The sequence below is a fragment of the Megasphaera paucivorans genome (assembly GCF_900103535.1).
GTDB lineage: Bacteria > Bacillota > Negativicutes > Veillonellales > Megasphaeraceae > Megasphaera_A > Megasphaera_A paucivorans.
In genome coordinates, this window is record NZ_FNHQ01000032.1 from 14,229 (window position 1) to 27,324 (window position 13,096).

At 37.3% G+C, this 13,096-nt stretch carries 14 protein-coding genes and 1 pseudogene; 13 read left to right on the forward strand and 2 right to left on the reverse strand.

Going from position 1 to position 13,096, the window contains the following annotated elements; all coding sequences use genetic code 11:
• Positions 1 to 17: 17 nt before the first annotated feature.
• The 4 genes from BLR11_RS11550 to BLR11_RS11565 all read left to right on the forward strand — a co-directional run bounded on the left by BLR11_RS11550 (position 18) and on the right by BLR11_RS11565 (position 3,318).
• Entirely contained in the window at positions 18 to 1,277 is a 1,260-nt protein-coding gene (locus BLR11_RS11550) for an NAD(P)-dependent malic enzyme (protein WP_091652230.1), read from the forward strand.
• A gap of 158 nt (positions 1,278 to 1,435) precedes the next feature.
• Positions 1,436 to 1,882 (forward strand): MarR family winged helix-turn-helix transcriptional regulator, encoded by a 447-nt coding sequence (locus BLR11_RS11555; protein WP_091652232.1) that lies wholly within the window; start codon positions 1,436 to 1,438, stop codon positions 1,880 to 1,882.
• Complete coding sequence (locus BLR11_RS11560) at positions 1,875 to 2,372, forward strand: GNAT family N-acetyltransferase (RefSeq protein ID WP_091652235.1); 498 nt, start codon at positions 1,875 to 1,877, stop codon at positions 2,370 to 2,372. Before BLR11_RS11555 ends, BLR11_RS11560 begins: the two co-directional genes overlap by 8 nt.
• Positions 2,373 to 2,442: 70 nt before the next feature.
• Positions 2,443 to 3,318, forward strand: a complete 876-nt coding sequence (locus tag BLR11_RS11565; RefSeq protein ID WP_091652238.1) for an MBL fold metallo-hydrolase — start codon at positions 2,443 to 2,445, stop codon at positions 3,316 to 3,318.
• Positions 3,319 to 3,384: 66 nt separating this feature from the next.
• On the opposite strand, the gene BLR11_RS11570 is transcribed toward BLR11_RS11565, so the two are convergent.
• Positions 3,385 to 4,548: a PucR family transcriptional regulator gene (locus BLR11_RS11570; RefSeq protein WP_176762972.1), complete on the reverse strand. Its 1,164-nt coding sequence runs from the start codon at positions 4,546 to 4,548 to the stop codon at positions 3,385 to 3,387.
• Between the two features lie 254 nt (positions 4,549 to 4,802).
• Between BLR11_RS11570 and BLR11_RS11575 the strand changes: the two genes are divergently transcribed.
• From BLR11_RS11575 to BLR11_RS11605, 8 genes and pseudogenes are all read left to right on the forward strand, one after another.
• Positions 4,803 to 6,158, forward strand: coding sequence for an aspartate aminotransferase family protein (locus BLR11_RS11575; protein WP_091652244.1), 1,356 nt, complete (start codon positions 4,803 to 4,805; stop codon positions 6,156 to 6,158).
• 111 nt (positions 6,159 to 6,269) lie between these two features.
• The gene (locus tag BLR11_RS11580) at positions 6,270 to 6,989 is read left to right on the forward strand and encodes an amino acid ABC transporter permease (protein WP_091652247.1); all 720 of its coding nucleotides are present in this window, start codon (positions 6,270 to 6,272) and stop codon (positions 6,987 to 6,989) included.
• A 19-nt stretch (positions 6,990 to 7,008) separates the two neighbouring features.
• A complete protein-coding gene (locus BLR11_RS14375; RefSeq protein WP_218118792.1) occupies positions 7,009 to 7,263 on the forward strand; it encodes a hypothetical protein in 255 nt (84 codons plus the stop codon).
• Positions 7,205 to 7,891, forward strand: coding sequence for a substrate-binding periplasmic protein (locus BLR11_RS11585; protein WP_245675151.1), 687 nt, complete (start codon positions 7,205 to 7,207; stop codon positions 7,889 to 7,891). The genes BLR11_RS14375 and BLR11_RS11585 overlap by 59 nt, the downstream gene beginning before the upstream one ends.
• A 40-nt stretch (positions 7,892 to 7,931) precedes the next feature.
• Entirely contained in the window at positions 7,932 to 8,342 is a 411-nt protein-coding gene (locus tag BLR11_RS11590) for an ATP-binding cassette domain-containing protein (RefSeq protein ID WP_091652249.1), read from the forward strand.
• Positions 8,343 to 8,471: 129 nt separating this feature from the next.
• On the forward strand, positions 8,472 to 9,794 hold the full coding sequence (istA, locus tag BLR11_RS11595; protein WP_091652252.1) for an IS21 family transposase: 1,323 nt from the start codon (positions 8,472 to 8,474) through the stop codon (positions 9,792 to 9,794).
• Positions 9,787 to 10,599 (forward strand): ATP-binding protein, encoded by an 813-nt coding sequence (locus BLR11_RS11600; RefSeq protein WP_091652254.1) that lies wholly within the window; start codon positions 9,787 to 9,789, stop codon positions 10,597 to 10,599. Before istA ends, BLR11_RS11600 begins: the two co-directional genes overlap by 8 nt.
• A 165-nt stretch (positions 10,600 to 10,764) precedes the next feature.
• Positions 10,765 to 11,082 (forward strand): annotated as a pseudogene (locus BLR11_RS11605) (ATP-binding cassette domain-containing protein); the annotation flags it as partial.
• A gap of 425 nt (positions 11,083 to 11,507) precedes the next feature.
• Here BLR11_RS11605 and BLR11_RS11610 read toward each other — a convergent pair.
• On the reverse strand, positions 11,508 to 12,263 hold the full coding sequence (locus tag BLR11_RS11610) for an IclR family transcriptional regulator (protein WP_091652257.1): 756 nt from the start codon (positions 12,261 to 12,263) through the stop codon (positions 11,508 to 11,510).
• Positions 12,264 to 12,701: 438 nt separating this feature from the next.
• Between BLR11_RS11610 and BLR11_RS11615 the strand changes: the two genes are divergently transcribed.
• On the forward strand, positions 12,702 to 13,096 hold a 395-nt coding region (locus tag BLR11_RS11615), incomplete at its 3' end, for an acyl-CoA dehydrogenase family protein (RefSeq protein WP_176762973.1).

Sequence of the window (13,096 nt, forward strand, 5' to 3'; positions counted from 1 at the left end):
TGATGGAGGGGATACTTATGAATTTTGATGAACAAGCAATGAAAGTTAGAAAGGGGAAAAAAGGTATTTTGGAGATGCTGCCATGTGCTGTGTTAGAAACAAGTGATGATTTAAGTACATTATATACACCAGGTGTTGCACAGCCATGTCGTGAGATTACGAAAAATAAAGAGTTATCTTTTGATTTGACTTGCCGTGGCAATATGATTGCCGTTATTTCTGATGGAACACGTGTTTTGGGATTGGGTGATATTGGACCGGAAGCAGCTATGCCGGTTATGGAAGGGAAATCTGTATTATTTAAGGTGTTTGGCGGAGTTAATGCGGTCCCGATTTGTTTAGATACAAAAGACCCGCATACATTTATTGAAGCAGTAAAATTGCTGCAGCCTTCGTTTGCAGGGATTAATTTAGAGGATATTTCATCGCCTAAATGTTATGAAATTGAAACAACGTTAAAGAATGAAATGGACATACCGGTATTTCATGATGACCAGCATGGAACTGCTATTGCGGCCTTGGCCGGAGTGATTGGAGCTTTTCGCTGTATTGGGAAACATTTAGAAACGGCTAAGATTGTTATCAACGGAGCGGGAGCCGCAGGAGCGTCTATTGCGCGCCTTCTCATTTTGGCCGGTGCACAGCATGTTATCGTAGTTGATAAAGCAGGTATCCTGCACAAAGGTATGAAAGGGCTGAATAATGTACAAAAACAGCTGACAGAGATTACCAATAAAGATAATATGCAGGGAATACTGGCAGATGCCGCAGCTGGGGCAGATTTGTTATTGGGTGTATCAGGACCGCATCTTTTTACTAAGGAAATTATTTGCTCTATGAATTCTGATGCCGTCGTATTTGCCATGGCCAATCCTATACCGGAAACAGATTATTCGTCAGCCAAACAAGCTGGTGCAAGAATTGTTGGTACAGGACGTTCCGACGCTCCTAATCAAATCAATAATGTCATGGTTTTTCCAGGTATTTTTCGGGGAGCCTTAGCTGTAAGAGCACGGCATATCAACGAAGAGATGAAACTTGCGGCAGCATACGCGATCGCTTCTCTTGTTTCCGAGGATGAATTAAATGAAGCTTACGTTATTCCGGACGCTTTTGACGAACGGGTAGCCCCAGCCGTTGCAGCAGCTGTTGCAGAAGCTGCTATGAAAAGCGGAGATGCACGTATCACTGTTGATCCGGAAACGATACGCTGTGAAGCAAGAATACAGATACAGAAACTTCATCATAAAATCGAAAAAATTTACACAAAAGAATAAATGTTTTTTGGCAAAAGGTCCGGACTTTAAATAGTTTGGACCTTACTTTTATTTAGTATACCGGTTGTATTGTCACTGCATATGGTTGCTTTTAGCAAATAAATAGTTGACAAAAGCAAATAAATACAATACCATACTATATATGGGAGGTGATTGCTATGCAGGAGAAATTAAAAAAAGAAATTAGAGATATAAGACAATTCAATAGATACTATACCAATGTATTAGGATTGTTGGACCGACATATACTGGATAGCGTATTCTCCTTGTCCGAAGTACGGATATTATATGAAATTGCGAATATGGAATTCTGCACGGCGAAATTGTTGTCTGCAAAATTGTTTCTTGATCAAGGATATTTAAGCCGGATTTTAAAGTCTTTTCAACAACAAGGACTTATAGAAAAGCAACGATCTCCAAAAGATGGGCGAGTGCAATATTTAAAACTGTCTGCGGCTGGACAGGACCGGATGCATGTACTGAGTGCCAAATCGGATAAACAGATTGCGGAAATTTTAAATACATTGTCAGATACGAAAAGGACAGAATTAACTCATTGCATGAAATGCATTGAAGAAATATTGGAGGGAGCACATCATGTATAATGCATATACTATCCGCCCATATAAAAAAGGAGAAGAGCAATATGTTGCGGATGAACATAGAAACGTTTATTTGGAAGAATACAATTGGGGGCCTATATTTGGCGATTATGCTGCAAGCGTAGCTTGCAATTTTGCGTTAACGCAAAAAAAATCCAGAGAAGAATTATGGATTGCTGAAATCCAAGGGATATTAACAGGGTGCATTATGCTGAGTGAAACAGAGAACTCGGAAATAGGGCAGCTCCGACTGTTTCTTGTTGACAAGAAATATCGTAAAAACGGTGTTGGCACCGCGTTAACAAACGCATTAATGAATAAGGCACAAGCCTGTAAATATAAAAAACTTATTCTTTGGACTGCCGATGTCCTTATAGAAGCAAGACAGCATTATAGTACTATGGGTTTTACTTGTGCAGAAAGTATTTCTAATAATGTATGGGACCTTTCGGGAAAAACAATATACGAGGAGAAATGGGAAATGAATATATAAATTACAATATATATAGGTTTATTTTTGCAGAATGAGGGGAATTTTTTTAGTGTAAGATGGGGGAAACGATATGTTTGAATTAATTAAATTGAAAGGCAATACGTATTATATTGAAAGTCCTGCTAAGATAGGTGTATACCTAAGCGGTACGGAGGTGTATCTTATTGACAGCGGGAATGATAAAGATGCAGGAAGAAAGATTCGTAAGCTTTTGGACGAAAAATGCTGGCATTTACGGGGAATTGTTAATACGCATTCCAATGCGGATCATATCGGGGGGAATGCATATTTGGCAAAGCAGACACAGTGCGGAATTTATGCTAATGGTATTGAACGGGCGTTTACCCGTTGGCCTATTTTAGAGACATCTTTTTTATATGGGGGATATCCGCCGAAGGACCTGCGTCACAAATTTTTACGGGCAGCTGAAAGTCCGGCTCAAGATTTTTCTGCTGATGGATTTCCACAGGAATTAATCCCTGTGGATTTACCAGGACATTTTTTTCATATGGTGGGATTTCGGACACCCGACGATGTCGTTTTTTTAGCTGATTGTCTGAGCAGTCGGGAAATATTGGATAAATATCATATCAGCTTTATTTATAATGTAGAAGAATATTTACAGACACTAGACAAAGTAGAAGCGATGAAAGCGGCTATTTTTGTTCCATCTCATGCCGCTGTAACTTCGGATATCATACCTTTGGTACAGTATAATCGGGCAAAGGTTATGGAAATTGGCGAACGGATATATGGTATGTGCCGTATACCGCTTATCTTTGAAGAAATACTAAAGCAAATATTTGATGTCTATTCACTGCAATTGAATTTTGAGCAATATGTTCTTGTTGGTAGTACACTGCGTTCTTATTTATCGTGGCTGCGAGATGCACAAAAAATAAATGTAGAGTTTGACAATAATAGATTGTATTGGAAATGTATTTAATTTAGTTTCTTAGCGAACAAGCTTTTTTTGATAGACAGGCATGTTTTTTGCGAAGATTTTGATCTGCTACTGTGTTTTTAAATATTCTTCGATAGCATAGGCAATCAAATATTCCATTCGTGTTGTTGCATTAGAAAAATCAACAGGCAGTAGCTGACGTATTTGCTTCATTCTGTAATTAATCGTGTTGCGGTGTAAAAATGTTTGTTCAGCGACTGATTGTAGACTGCAGCCGTTTTCGAGATAGATTTTCAAAGTGGCAGATAATGCGGTATTGTGAATGTGGTCGTATTCTGTCAGAACGGATAAACGGATGTTGCTGAATTGGTGTAATATACGCTTGTCCTCGATAGATAATAACAGCTGATAGATTCCTAATTTTTCAAAATATAATGGAGAAACTTGTTGAACGGCTGCAATCGTAACAGCTCCGATCGCCTGTTTATAACTTTCCGGCAGTTCTGTCCATGCGGTAGCAATATTACTGATACCAATACGGCAAATTTGTGATTCGTGAAGAAATATATTTTCAATAACAGTCACTATATTTTTTATATTTTTGCACATCGAGTCACTTATGATTAAAATATAGTAATAAAAATAAGGGAAAAAAAGATAAGGTGTATTATATGTATTCATGGCATTGCGACCCTGTAAAAGTATACGTTCTTTGCTTTCAGGGTTAATTTGCTTATTGTGCGGCGAAAAGCAGAGGATACAGTAATTCGTTACTTGCATAAATGAGGAATTTCCAATCTCTTCTTTGTACAGTTCTTCTTGGTCCGGTCTATGTATAAGGTTAATAAATGCTTTAGTTAAGCTTTCTTCATGGAGTTGTCCCAGCACAATGCGATTTAAGTAATCCTGCATGATGTCTGCAATATGTATTTCCCAGGGAAATACAAATAAAGGATAATTATGGACATTGCAATAATCAATAATTTCTTTGTTGATATCGCTCTCCTGCAAATAATGGCCGATGTTAATGAATAAGCCGGCAGTGTTACGGTGGATGATTTCATATATGAATTTTTTTAAGTTTTCTTCAGAATGAATAATCATGCCCGTAGTAACGACTAAGTTGCCGTTTCGTATATAGTCCGTTGTATTGAGATCTTCGGAATAGTATACCCAAGATACTTCTTGGCATAATCCTTGGTCTCCGCAAAGCAGTTTCAACTTATATTTGTTTTTAGTAGCGTTATAAAAATTTTTTAAAAGTAATGGCATTTTTATACCCCCCTTTGCGTACCAATCGAATAGCATGGATCTTGTTTTATCGATGCTGCATTTAACTATTATACTTCATATTGTTATGTGAGAACAATATGCGAGAAAATATTTATGCTGTTAACACGTTGTGTTTTGTATAATATTAAACTACAATGACTATAACATTTTAAAATATTAATTTATGACATAGACAAAGCAAAGATGCTTATTCCATTGCTTCGTCTATGTCCTTTTTATTGGGGGCATGTTATATGTTAAGAAATGAATTACCTAAAATTGTTACAGAATTTGTGCCGGGACCTTTATCAAATATGTTGTTGAATCGTCGAAAAGAGGCTGTTCCATCTGCTGTTGGTACGGTCTATCCCATAGCAATTAAACGAGGAGAAGGGGCTATGGTAGAAGATATGGATGGCAATATATTTGTTGATTGGGTTGGCGGAGTAGGGGTTTTAAACATAGGCTATAGTCAACCTGAGGTTGTTGAGACAGTAAAAAAACAAGCGGATAAATATTTTCATGCTATGGCTAATATTATTACGCATGAAGGATATATTCGTTTGGCAGAAAAAATAAATTTACTTGCACCTGTAAAAGGAACAAAAAGGAGAACATATTTTGTTAACAGTGGGGCTGAAGCAGATGAAAATGCTGTAAAAATAGCAAAGGCATATACCAAACGCCCTAATATTATTGTTTTTACGGGTGCCTTTCATGGGCGAACCCTTCTTACCATGGCCATGACTGCTAAAAAATCCTATGCGAAAGGGATGGGGCCTTTCCCAGATGGAGTATATCGTGCGGAATTTCCATATCTTTATAGACGGCCTGAAGGGATGCCGGAAGATAAGGCCATCCAGTGGTATATAGATAAAATTTATGACACATTTGATTTTGGAGCACCGGCGGATAGTGTGGCTGCTGTTGTAGTAGAACCGCTGCAAGGGGAAGGCGGGTTTATTCCGGCACCACGTGAATGGGTTCAGGGATTACGAAAAATTTGTGACGATAATGGTATATTGCTTATTGCAGATGAAGTGCAGACCGGTTGGTGCAGAACAGGCAAAATGTTTGCATCACAATATTGGGAGGAAATGAATTGTGCACCGGATATTATTGCGACAGCTAAATCTATTGCTGCAGGTATTCCTTTAGGCGCAGTAGTAAGCCGGGATGAAATTATGCAGTCAGTACCAAATGGAATTATAGGAGGAACATTTGGCGGCAATGCGTTGGCTTGTGCAGCTTCTTTAAAAACGATTGAAATTATGGAACGAGATCATTTAGCAACTCGGGCAAACGTAATTGGATCAAAAGTGAGAATGCGATATGAACAATGGAAACAAAAGTATGCCTGTGTTGGAGATATTCGGGGATTGGGAGCTATGATAGGAATCGAATTTGTTTATGATAAGCAATCGAAAAAGCCTTGGCCTGAAGCCGTTGCAGACATTATTCAGGAAAACTTACAGCATGGTTTGATTACGGAAAGCTGCGGTATTTATAATAATTGCATTCGCTTTTTGGCTCCTCTTGTTATTACGGATGATCAACTGGAAGCAGGGTTGGATATTTTTGAACAATCTATAAAAAAAATAACTTTCTAATAGCGATCCAAAGCACAATGATGTGTAGTTTTTATGGTTATCATTGTGCTTTTTTGTTGAATCTCAATATAACGTGCTTTTTCAATACATCTTTATGGAAGGACATGTGCTATGGATAATTTGCTTTCGAATTTACATTTTGTAACGGTATGGGAATATCTGATTCCTTCATTGATTGATGGAATAGGAGTAGTTATTGAAGCAACTGTTTTAGGCTTTTTTTTAGCCATTGTTTTAGGTATGCTTATTGCTATTGGTCGACTTTTCAGCTGTAAAATAATTAAAGTTTTTTTATATGTGTTTTTGGAAATTATACGAGGAACGCCATTATTAGTTCAACTAGTATATATATATTATGTAGTTCCACTGATTCTCGATTTGATTGCCGCGGTGTTTGGATATAAGACAGATATTCAAATTACGCCGTTAACGGCAGGAATTGCAGGATTGGGAATTAATTATGGATGCTATATGTCGGAAGTTATTCGGGCGGGAATCATATCTATTAACAGAGGTCAATTTGAAGCAGCTTATTCGCAGGGAATGAACCGTATACAAGTATTGCGTTTCGTAATATTGCCGCAAGCGTTTCGCAATATTATTCCATCCTTAGGAAATTATCTTGTCATGATGATTAAGGATACGTCGTTATTAGCATATGTGGCTGTTAATGAACTTTTGCTGCGGACGCAGACATATGCTTCCCAAACATTTTATACCATTGAAGCATATACCTATTTGGCACTTGCATATCTTATATTAAGCGTACCGTTGTCTCATTGTATAAAATTTATCGAATATAAGCTTTCCATGTCTAATATTAATAAATAAAAAGAGAGGATGAGGAGTAATGATGAATTTAAGAAAAGTGTTTATATTGACAATGGTTGTAATTTCAGCTATCGGACTGGCGGGGTGTAGTTCTGAAAATACGAAGGGAACATCGTCTTCGCAAAATGCTTCAAGCAGCAATACGTTAGAAAAAATAAAACAAAAAGGAGTATTGGTGGTGGGCTCCTCCGATGATGCACCCTTTGCGTATATGGATGCAAAGACAAATCAATTTTCGGGGGGTAGATGCCGAAATTATCCAAGAAATAGCTAAAAGGCTTGGAATAGCGAAGGTGGAAATGAAACATGTACCTTTTGAAAATTTATTGGTAGAATTGGACAAAGGATCTATAGATATGGTAACTGATGCCATGTATATTAAGCCGGAACGGTTGCAAAAAGCAGCATTTACTAATGTCTGGTATACAGAGGCAGAAGCGGTTGTTGTAAAGAAGGACTCAGATATAAAAAGCAAAGATGATCTTAAAGATAAAGTCATAGGCGGACAAAAAGGTGTTGCATTTTTAGATCTTGCACAAAAGTGGAAAAATGAAGGACTGGTAAAAGATGTTAAAATATTCAACAGCCAGTCGGAATTAATGATGGCAGTAAATACGGGTAAAATTGATGCTTGTATTACGGATGGAATCGTTGCCGCATATACAATAAAACAAAATTCTGAGCTTAATTTAAGAATATTGACTCCCTACACACCGGAAAGTTCTGGAAAAATAGGGGCGGCGATTCGTTTTGGCGATAAAGATTTGCTGAATGCTGTAAATAATGAACTTGAAAAAATGCGTTCAGACGGCACATTGAAAAAAATATTGGAAAAATATGGATTGCCTGATGACTATATGGTGTTATCAGCAGAGGCAGCTAAGACTAATAATGTAAAATAATGACGATGTCCAGTACCTTATTCTTAAGAGAGGTTAAGATATGATTACATTAAATGAAATAAATAAATCCTTTGGATTAAACCATGTTTTGAAGGATGTGAATATACATATTAAAGAAGGCGAAAAAGTAGTAGTACTGGGTCCCAGCGGGTCTGGTAAAAGTACGATGATCCGTTGCATTAATATGTTAGGAAAACCGGACAGCGGCAGAGTTATTGTTGATGGAAAAGAGTTGACAATTCCCAATGCACCCTTGAAGAAAATTAGACAAGAGGTGGCGATGGTATTTCAGCAATTCAATCTGTATCCTCATATGAATGTATTGGAGAATATTACAATTGCACCTGTTATGGTTCAAGGTATTAAGAAAAATCAGGCAGAAAAAACAGGAATAGAACTTTTGGATCGTGTTGGATTGGCCGATAAAGCTAACGTCTATCCGGGGTGTTAGAGTCAGGTTAAATTAGCCACATAGAGTCAGATTAATTTGACCAATTTTAGTCAAATTAAAAAAGCCATTACATATTTTCTGTGAATCCTTTAAACTGGTGTTGGCCAACAACTCAGCAAAAGGAGACCTATGCAGAAATTTTTATGTAATAGCTTGGATATTATTGTATCACAAGCTTTAAATGAAATGAAAGAAGAACAAGGCATTGATTTTAAAGCCGAAGCAGTTAATCTGGTTGAACTGCAACGAAGAACGGGTATTTCCCGTGCTAAGCTCAGAAAATTAAAGAAGAATAATTTCAAAGTTACAGAACATGGACGCAAGGGATATACAGCACAAAAAACAATCCTTAGCGGTTATACAGATGAACTTGATTACCTTCTTAGGCAAGGAATTAAAAATTCATCTATTTGTCTACAACGGTTGCACGATTCAGGCTATTCAGGAGGATTAACTACCCTAAAGAATTACATCTCGCAGCATAAGTCCTTGCTACCAGCAAAACGGCAACAGATCATGCCGCAGGGAAATCGTGGCAGACGCTTTGTCACTAAACCCGGTGAAGCTTACCAAATGGATTGGGGATTCACGAATGTCACCACTAATTATGGTCAAACATTACGGGCTGCCTGCTTTGCCATGATCTGCCATCACTGTGGTCAGCGGTATATTGAGTTCTTCCCGAATGCGAAACAGGAAAACCTGTTCATTGGCATGATTCATGCGTTCCGGTACATGGGTGTACCTGCGTATATCCTGACGGACAATATGAAAAGCGTGGTAACCAAACGGGATTGGTCAGGACAACCTATTTGGCAAAAAGATTATGAAGCTTTTATGAAAACGATTGGTTTTCAGACCAAACTGTGCAAGCCCCGCCATCCCTTTACCAAGGGGAAAGTGGAACGACTGATACGTTTTGTTAAAGATAACTTTCTGATTGGCCGGATCTTTTGGAACGTGACCGATTTGAATCGTGCAGCATTGGATTGGTGCAATGAACAAAATACCATGTACCATCCTGCTGTCGATGGCATGCCTGAACAAATTCATGACAGACTTTGCAGTAAACTAGCATCCGTGCTGCCGGATGAACAGGATGTTCAGTGTTACCTTTGCCCGGAACGCCGGATTACGTTTGATGGGTTCGTTAACTATGAGAACCGCCGTTTCGGTATCCCCTTCAGTTATACCGGAAAAACTGCCAGAATTAAGCGTGAGGATGATGTGCTGTACATTTATTCATCTGATTTACAGCACCTTTTGACCACCCACCATGTAACGTGGAGCAAACGGGACAGGTTCTGTGCAGACCAGTATGTTACTGCCCAGCAACCAGAAGAGTTTCCTACAGCGCCCATCCAAAGCCACATCGGTATGCTTTCAGAACCCGTGTCATCCTTGTCTTTTGATAAGTTCAATTTCGATAAGGAGGACACAGAAGATGAATGATAGCCTTTTTGAAAGCATAGAGCAGAGTTGCCGTAGCTTACGGTTGGACTTTTCTTCGGCTGAATTCGCAGCATTAGCAGAAGAATTGGAATTTTCTGAAGAGGCAGCAACTGCAGTTAAACTTGTTCTTGAACATTTGCAAGAAAAGAAAAAACAGACAACCGTTCGCACTCTTTTACGGTTAAGCCGGTTACCACTAAAGGATCCTAAGACGTTCGAGAACTTTGATTTTTCTGTCATCCGTGGCAAAAATGCAGACCGTTTAAGAAAATTACAAACATTATCTGCCATTTATGCGCATAAGAACCTAGCTTTTATTGGCCCTGCCGGCACGGGTAAAACACATTTGGCACAGGCACTAGGGTATGAATGCTGCCATCATGGATTAAAGACATATTTCATCAAAATGACGGAACTCCGTGATCGTTTCATTACAGCCAGACAGGTGGGTAAAACTGCTCGAGTATTGAATGGTTTGGTGCGTCCGTCTTGTTTGATTATTGATGAAGTGGGCCATTGTGAGTTCGACAAAGAAAACACCCGGCTGTTCTTTGATTTGATTGACCGACGTTACAATAAAGAAGGCAGCTACAATATTATCTTCACAAGCAACAAGAATCCATCTGCCTGGCGAGACAACTTTAACGAAGACGATGCCCTGTTATGCGCATTGGATAGGATTTTTGATGATGCCACTGTTTTTACTATAAAAGGAAACAGTTTTCGTGGTAATGATTTGGAAACAATCTCGTTGCAAACTACACGGGTAAAAGCACCGACGTCATCTGAACGACCAACACTATAAATTAATTAGAATGCTGAGCTGTTGGTTATTTCTGGATAAACTTAAAAAGTATTTCAAACGTTCGCTTGAAAAGGAGTCACTCTAATTGGTCATTTTAATTTGACTAAAATTGGCGATTTTAGTTTGACCCAAAATGGTCAAATTAACCTGACTCTAACAGGGCAATTATCTGGAGGTCAGCAGCAGCGAGTCGCCATTGCTAGAGCATTAAACATGCATCCTAAAATTATACTTTTCGATGAACCTACATCCGCACTTGATCCGGAAATGATTCAGGAAGTATTGGATGTTATGGTGGAATTAGCCCACACAGGTATTACCATGGTTTGTGTGACTCATGAAATGGGATTTTCCTATGAGGTTGCAGATCGTATTATTTTTATGGCAGATGGTAAAGTTTTGGAAACGGATACACCGGAACACTTTTTTGCGAATCCAAAAAATGAGCGGGCAAAACAGTTTTTAAGCAAAATTATTCATTAACAATAACTTATAAATTCATGTAGCAGCGTAATATATTAAAAAATGAGAGAGTAAAATTTTCCACCCCTGAATAGGACAATAAATACGTTGTCCTATTCAGGGGTATTTTCATAGTACATAAAGAAAAGACGTTATCTATTGTTAAGGCCGATGCCTTACATTTGTAATGATATTTTTTGATGCGATTATGAATAACTGCCAGAAATATCGATATGATGACGCATGAATAGTGTAAAAACTAAAAAGCGGTATAAAAAAACGGCTATCCATGAGACAACCGTAAAAATATATTATATTTTACTTGACCGATTGATAAAGAAAGCATCGAATCATTATGGGCGCTTTATTCTGTTCATCTGTTATGTAAGAGAATATAAATTAGATTACTCTGAGCAAATAAAAATATGGAAAATGTTTTATACTGATCACGCTTTGTAGCCAATCTTTTTTGAAATTTGCTGGGTAGCTTCAACTAAAGCTTTTCCCATTTTTTCTCTAATCTCAGCATTCATTCTGGGAGTAGGTCCGGATATACTAATAGCAGCATAGGCCCTTCCATCAAAATTAAATATGGGAGCAGCTACACAGGTTAATCCTATTTCAAGTTCTTCAAAATCCTCTGCGTATCCGAATGCTTTTACTTTTTTTATGTATTGCATTAAGTCGTTTTTATTACATAATGTATAATCTGTGTATTTAATAAATTTCAGCCTGTTTATTATAGATAATAACTCTTCTTCAGGAAGACCGGAAAGAATTGCCTTTCCTACGGCAGTAATATGAAGAGGTAGCCGCGTTCCTACATTTGTACTAATCCGCATAGAATGTGGACTTTCGACTTTGTCCATATACACTACATTATCACCGTCTCTTAATACAAAATTTACGGTTTCTTTAAATTGAGATACCAATTCATCTAAATAAGGAAAAGCAATTTTTCTTAAATTAGTATTTACTTTAGTCCCTAATCTAAATAGTTCAATACCCAATTTGTATTTTGAATTACTTTCATTTTGCTCGAGAAATCCATGTGCTTCCAGTGTAGTAATAATATTAAAAGTTGTACTTTTATTTAAATTGGCTTTACGGCTGATTTCTGTTACACCTAATTCTTTTTCATCTTCAAAACATTCTAATATATGGATTGCTTTGACGAGCGATTGTATAACGGTATTATTCATTATTGGATATCCTCCCAATAGTTATTAAAATGACAATGATTTTCCTTTTTATAATTATTATACTTCATTTGTGTCAATTTATCTAATATATAGTATAAAAGACGATATGTAAATTTTTTCAACGTATTCTAATATGTATCATATGTAATTAGAACATACTTATTTTTTATCTTTATAAAGTATGAATTTAAAATAATAGCGTCTATGGTTTAAGCCGCTTAGAAAGTTTACGGTTTTCAACTTGTAATGAAAAATAAATAATGATATAATAACAGAATATCATAATAATGTACAATGTATCATAATATGGTATAAATATTATCACGATTACATATATAGAGAAATTTATAAAATGAGGAGGATAATAAAAACGCAGTGAAATAATTTTTAAAGTGCATGCTATGGAATTATTTATAATAAGATGAGGAGTGATTAGTAATGGATTTTACAATGAGTGAGATGAATAAGGATATTGCTAAATTAGCGGCTGACTATGCGGCTAAAAAGTTAGCACCGACGATACATGATCGTGATGAAAAAGAAATTTTTGACCGAGACTTAATTAATGGAATGGGGAAACTAGGATTATTAGGTATTCCGTATCCGGAAGAATACGGGGGAGCCGGATCTGATTTTTTAAGTATGGCAATGGCATGTGAAGAGGTTTCTAAAGTTGATCCCTCTATGGGATTGAGCTTTGAAGTTCATACGACGCTGTGTTCTTGGCCTATTTATACATTTGGGACGGAAAAACAAAAATTAAAATATTTAACGCCGCTTGCAAAGGGTGAGAAACTGGGTGCTTTTGGTCTTACAGAACCTAATGCCGGAAC

Bases quoted from the DNA above. Each gene is read 5' to 3' on its own strand.
- BLR11_RS11550 (WP_091652230.1), top strand. From the start codon at position 18: ATGAATTTTGATGAACAAGCAATGAAAGTTAGAAAGGGGAAAAAAGGT.
- BLR11_RS11555 (WP_091652232.1), top strand. From the start codon at position 1,436: ATGCAGGAGAAATTAAAAAAAGAAATTAGAGATATAAGACAATTCAAT.
- BLR11_RS11565 (WP_091652238.1), top strand. From the start codon at position 2,443: ATGTTTGAATTAATTAAATTGAAAGGCAATACGTATTATATTGAAAGT.
- BLR11_RS14375 (WP_218118792.1), top strand. From the start codon at position 7,009: ATGATGAATTTAAGAAAAGTGTTTATATTGACAATGGTTGTAATTTCA.
- BLR11_RS11575 (WP_091652244.1), top strand. From the start codon at position 4,803: ATGTTAAGAAATGAATTACCTAAAATTGTTACAGAATTTGTGCCGGGA.
- BLR11_RS11580 (WP_091652247.1), top strand. From the start codon at position 6,270: ATGGATAATTTGCTTTCGAATTTACATTTTGTAACGGTATGGGAATAT.
- BLR11_RS11600 (WP_091652254.1), top strand. From the start codon at position 9,787: ATGAATGATAGCCTTTTTGAAAGCATAGAGCAGAGTTGCCGTAGCTTA.
- BLR11_RS11570 (WP_176762972.1), bottom strand. From the start codon at position 4,548: ATGCCATTACTTTTAAAAAATTTTTATAACGCTACTAAAAACAAATAT.
- BLR11_RS11585 (WP_245675151.1), top strand. From the start codon at position 7,205: ATGCAAAGACAAATCAATTTTCGGGGGGTAGATGCCGAAATTATCCAA.
- istA (WP_091652252.1), top strand. From the start codon at position 8,472: ATGCAGAAATTTTTATGTAATAGCTTGGATATTATTGTATCACAAGCT.
- BLR11_RS11610 (WP_091652257.1), bottom strand. From the start codon at position 12,263: ATGAATAATACCGTTATACAATCGCTCGTCAAAGCAATCCATATATTA.
- BLR11_RS11560 (WP_091652235.1), top strand. From the start codon at position 1,875: ATGTATAATGCATATACTATCCGCCCATATAAAAAAGGAGAAGAGCAA.
- BLR11_RS11590 (WP_091652249.1), top strand. From the start codon at position 7,932: ATGATTACATTAAATGAAATAAATAAATCCTTTGGATTAAACCATGTT.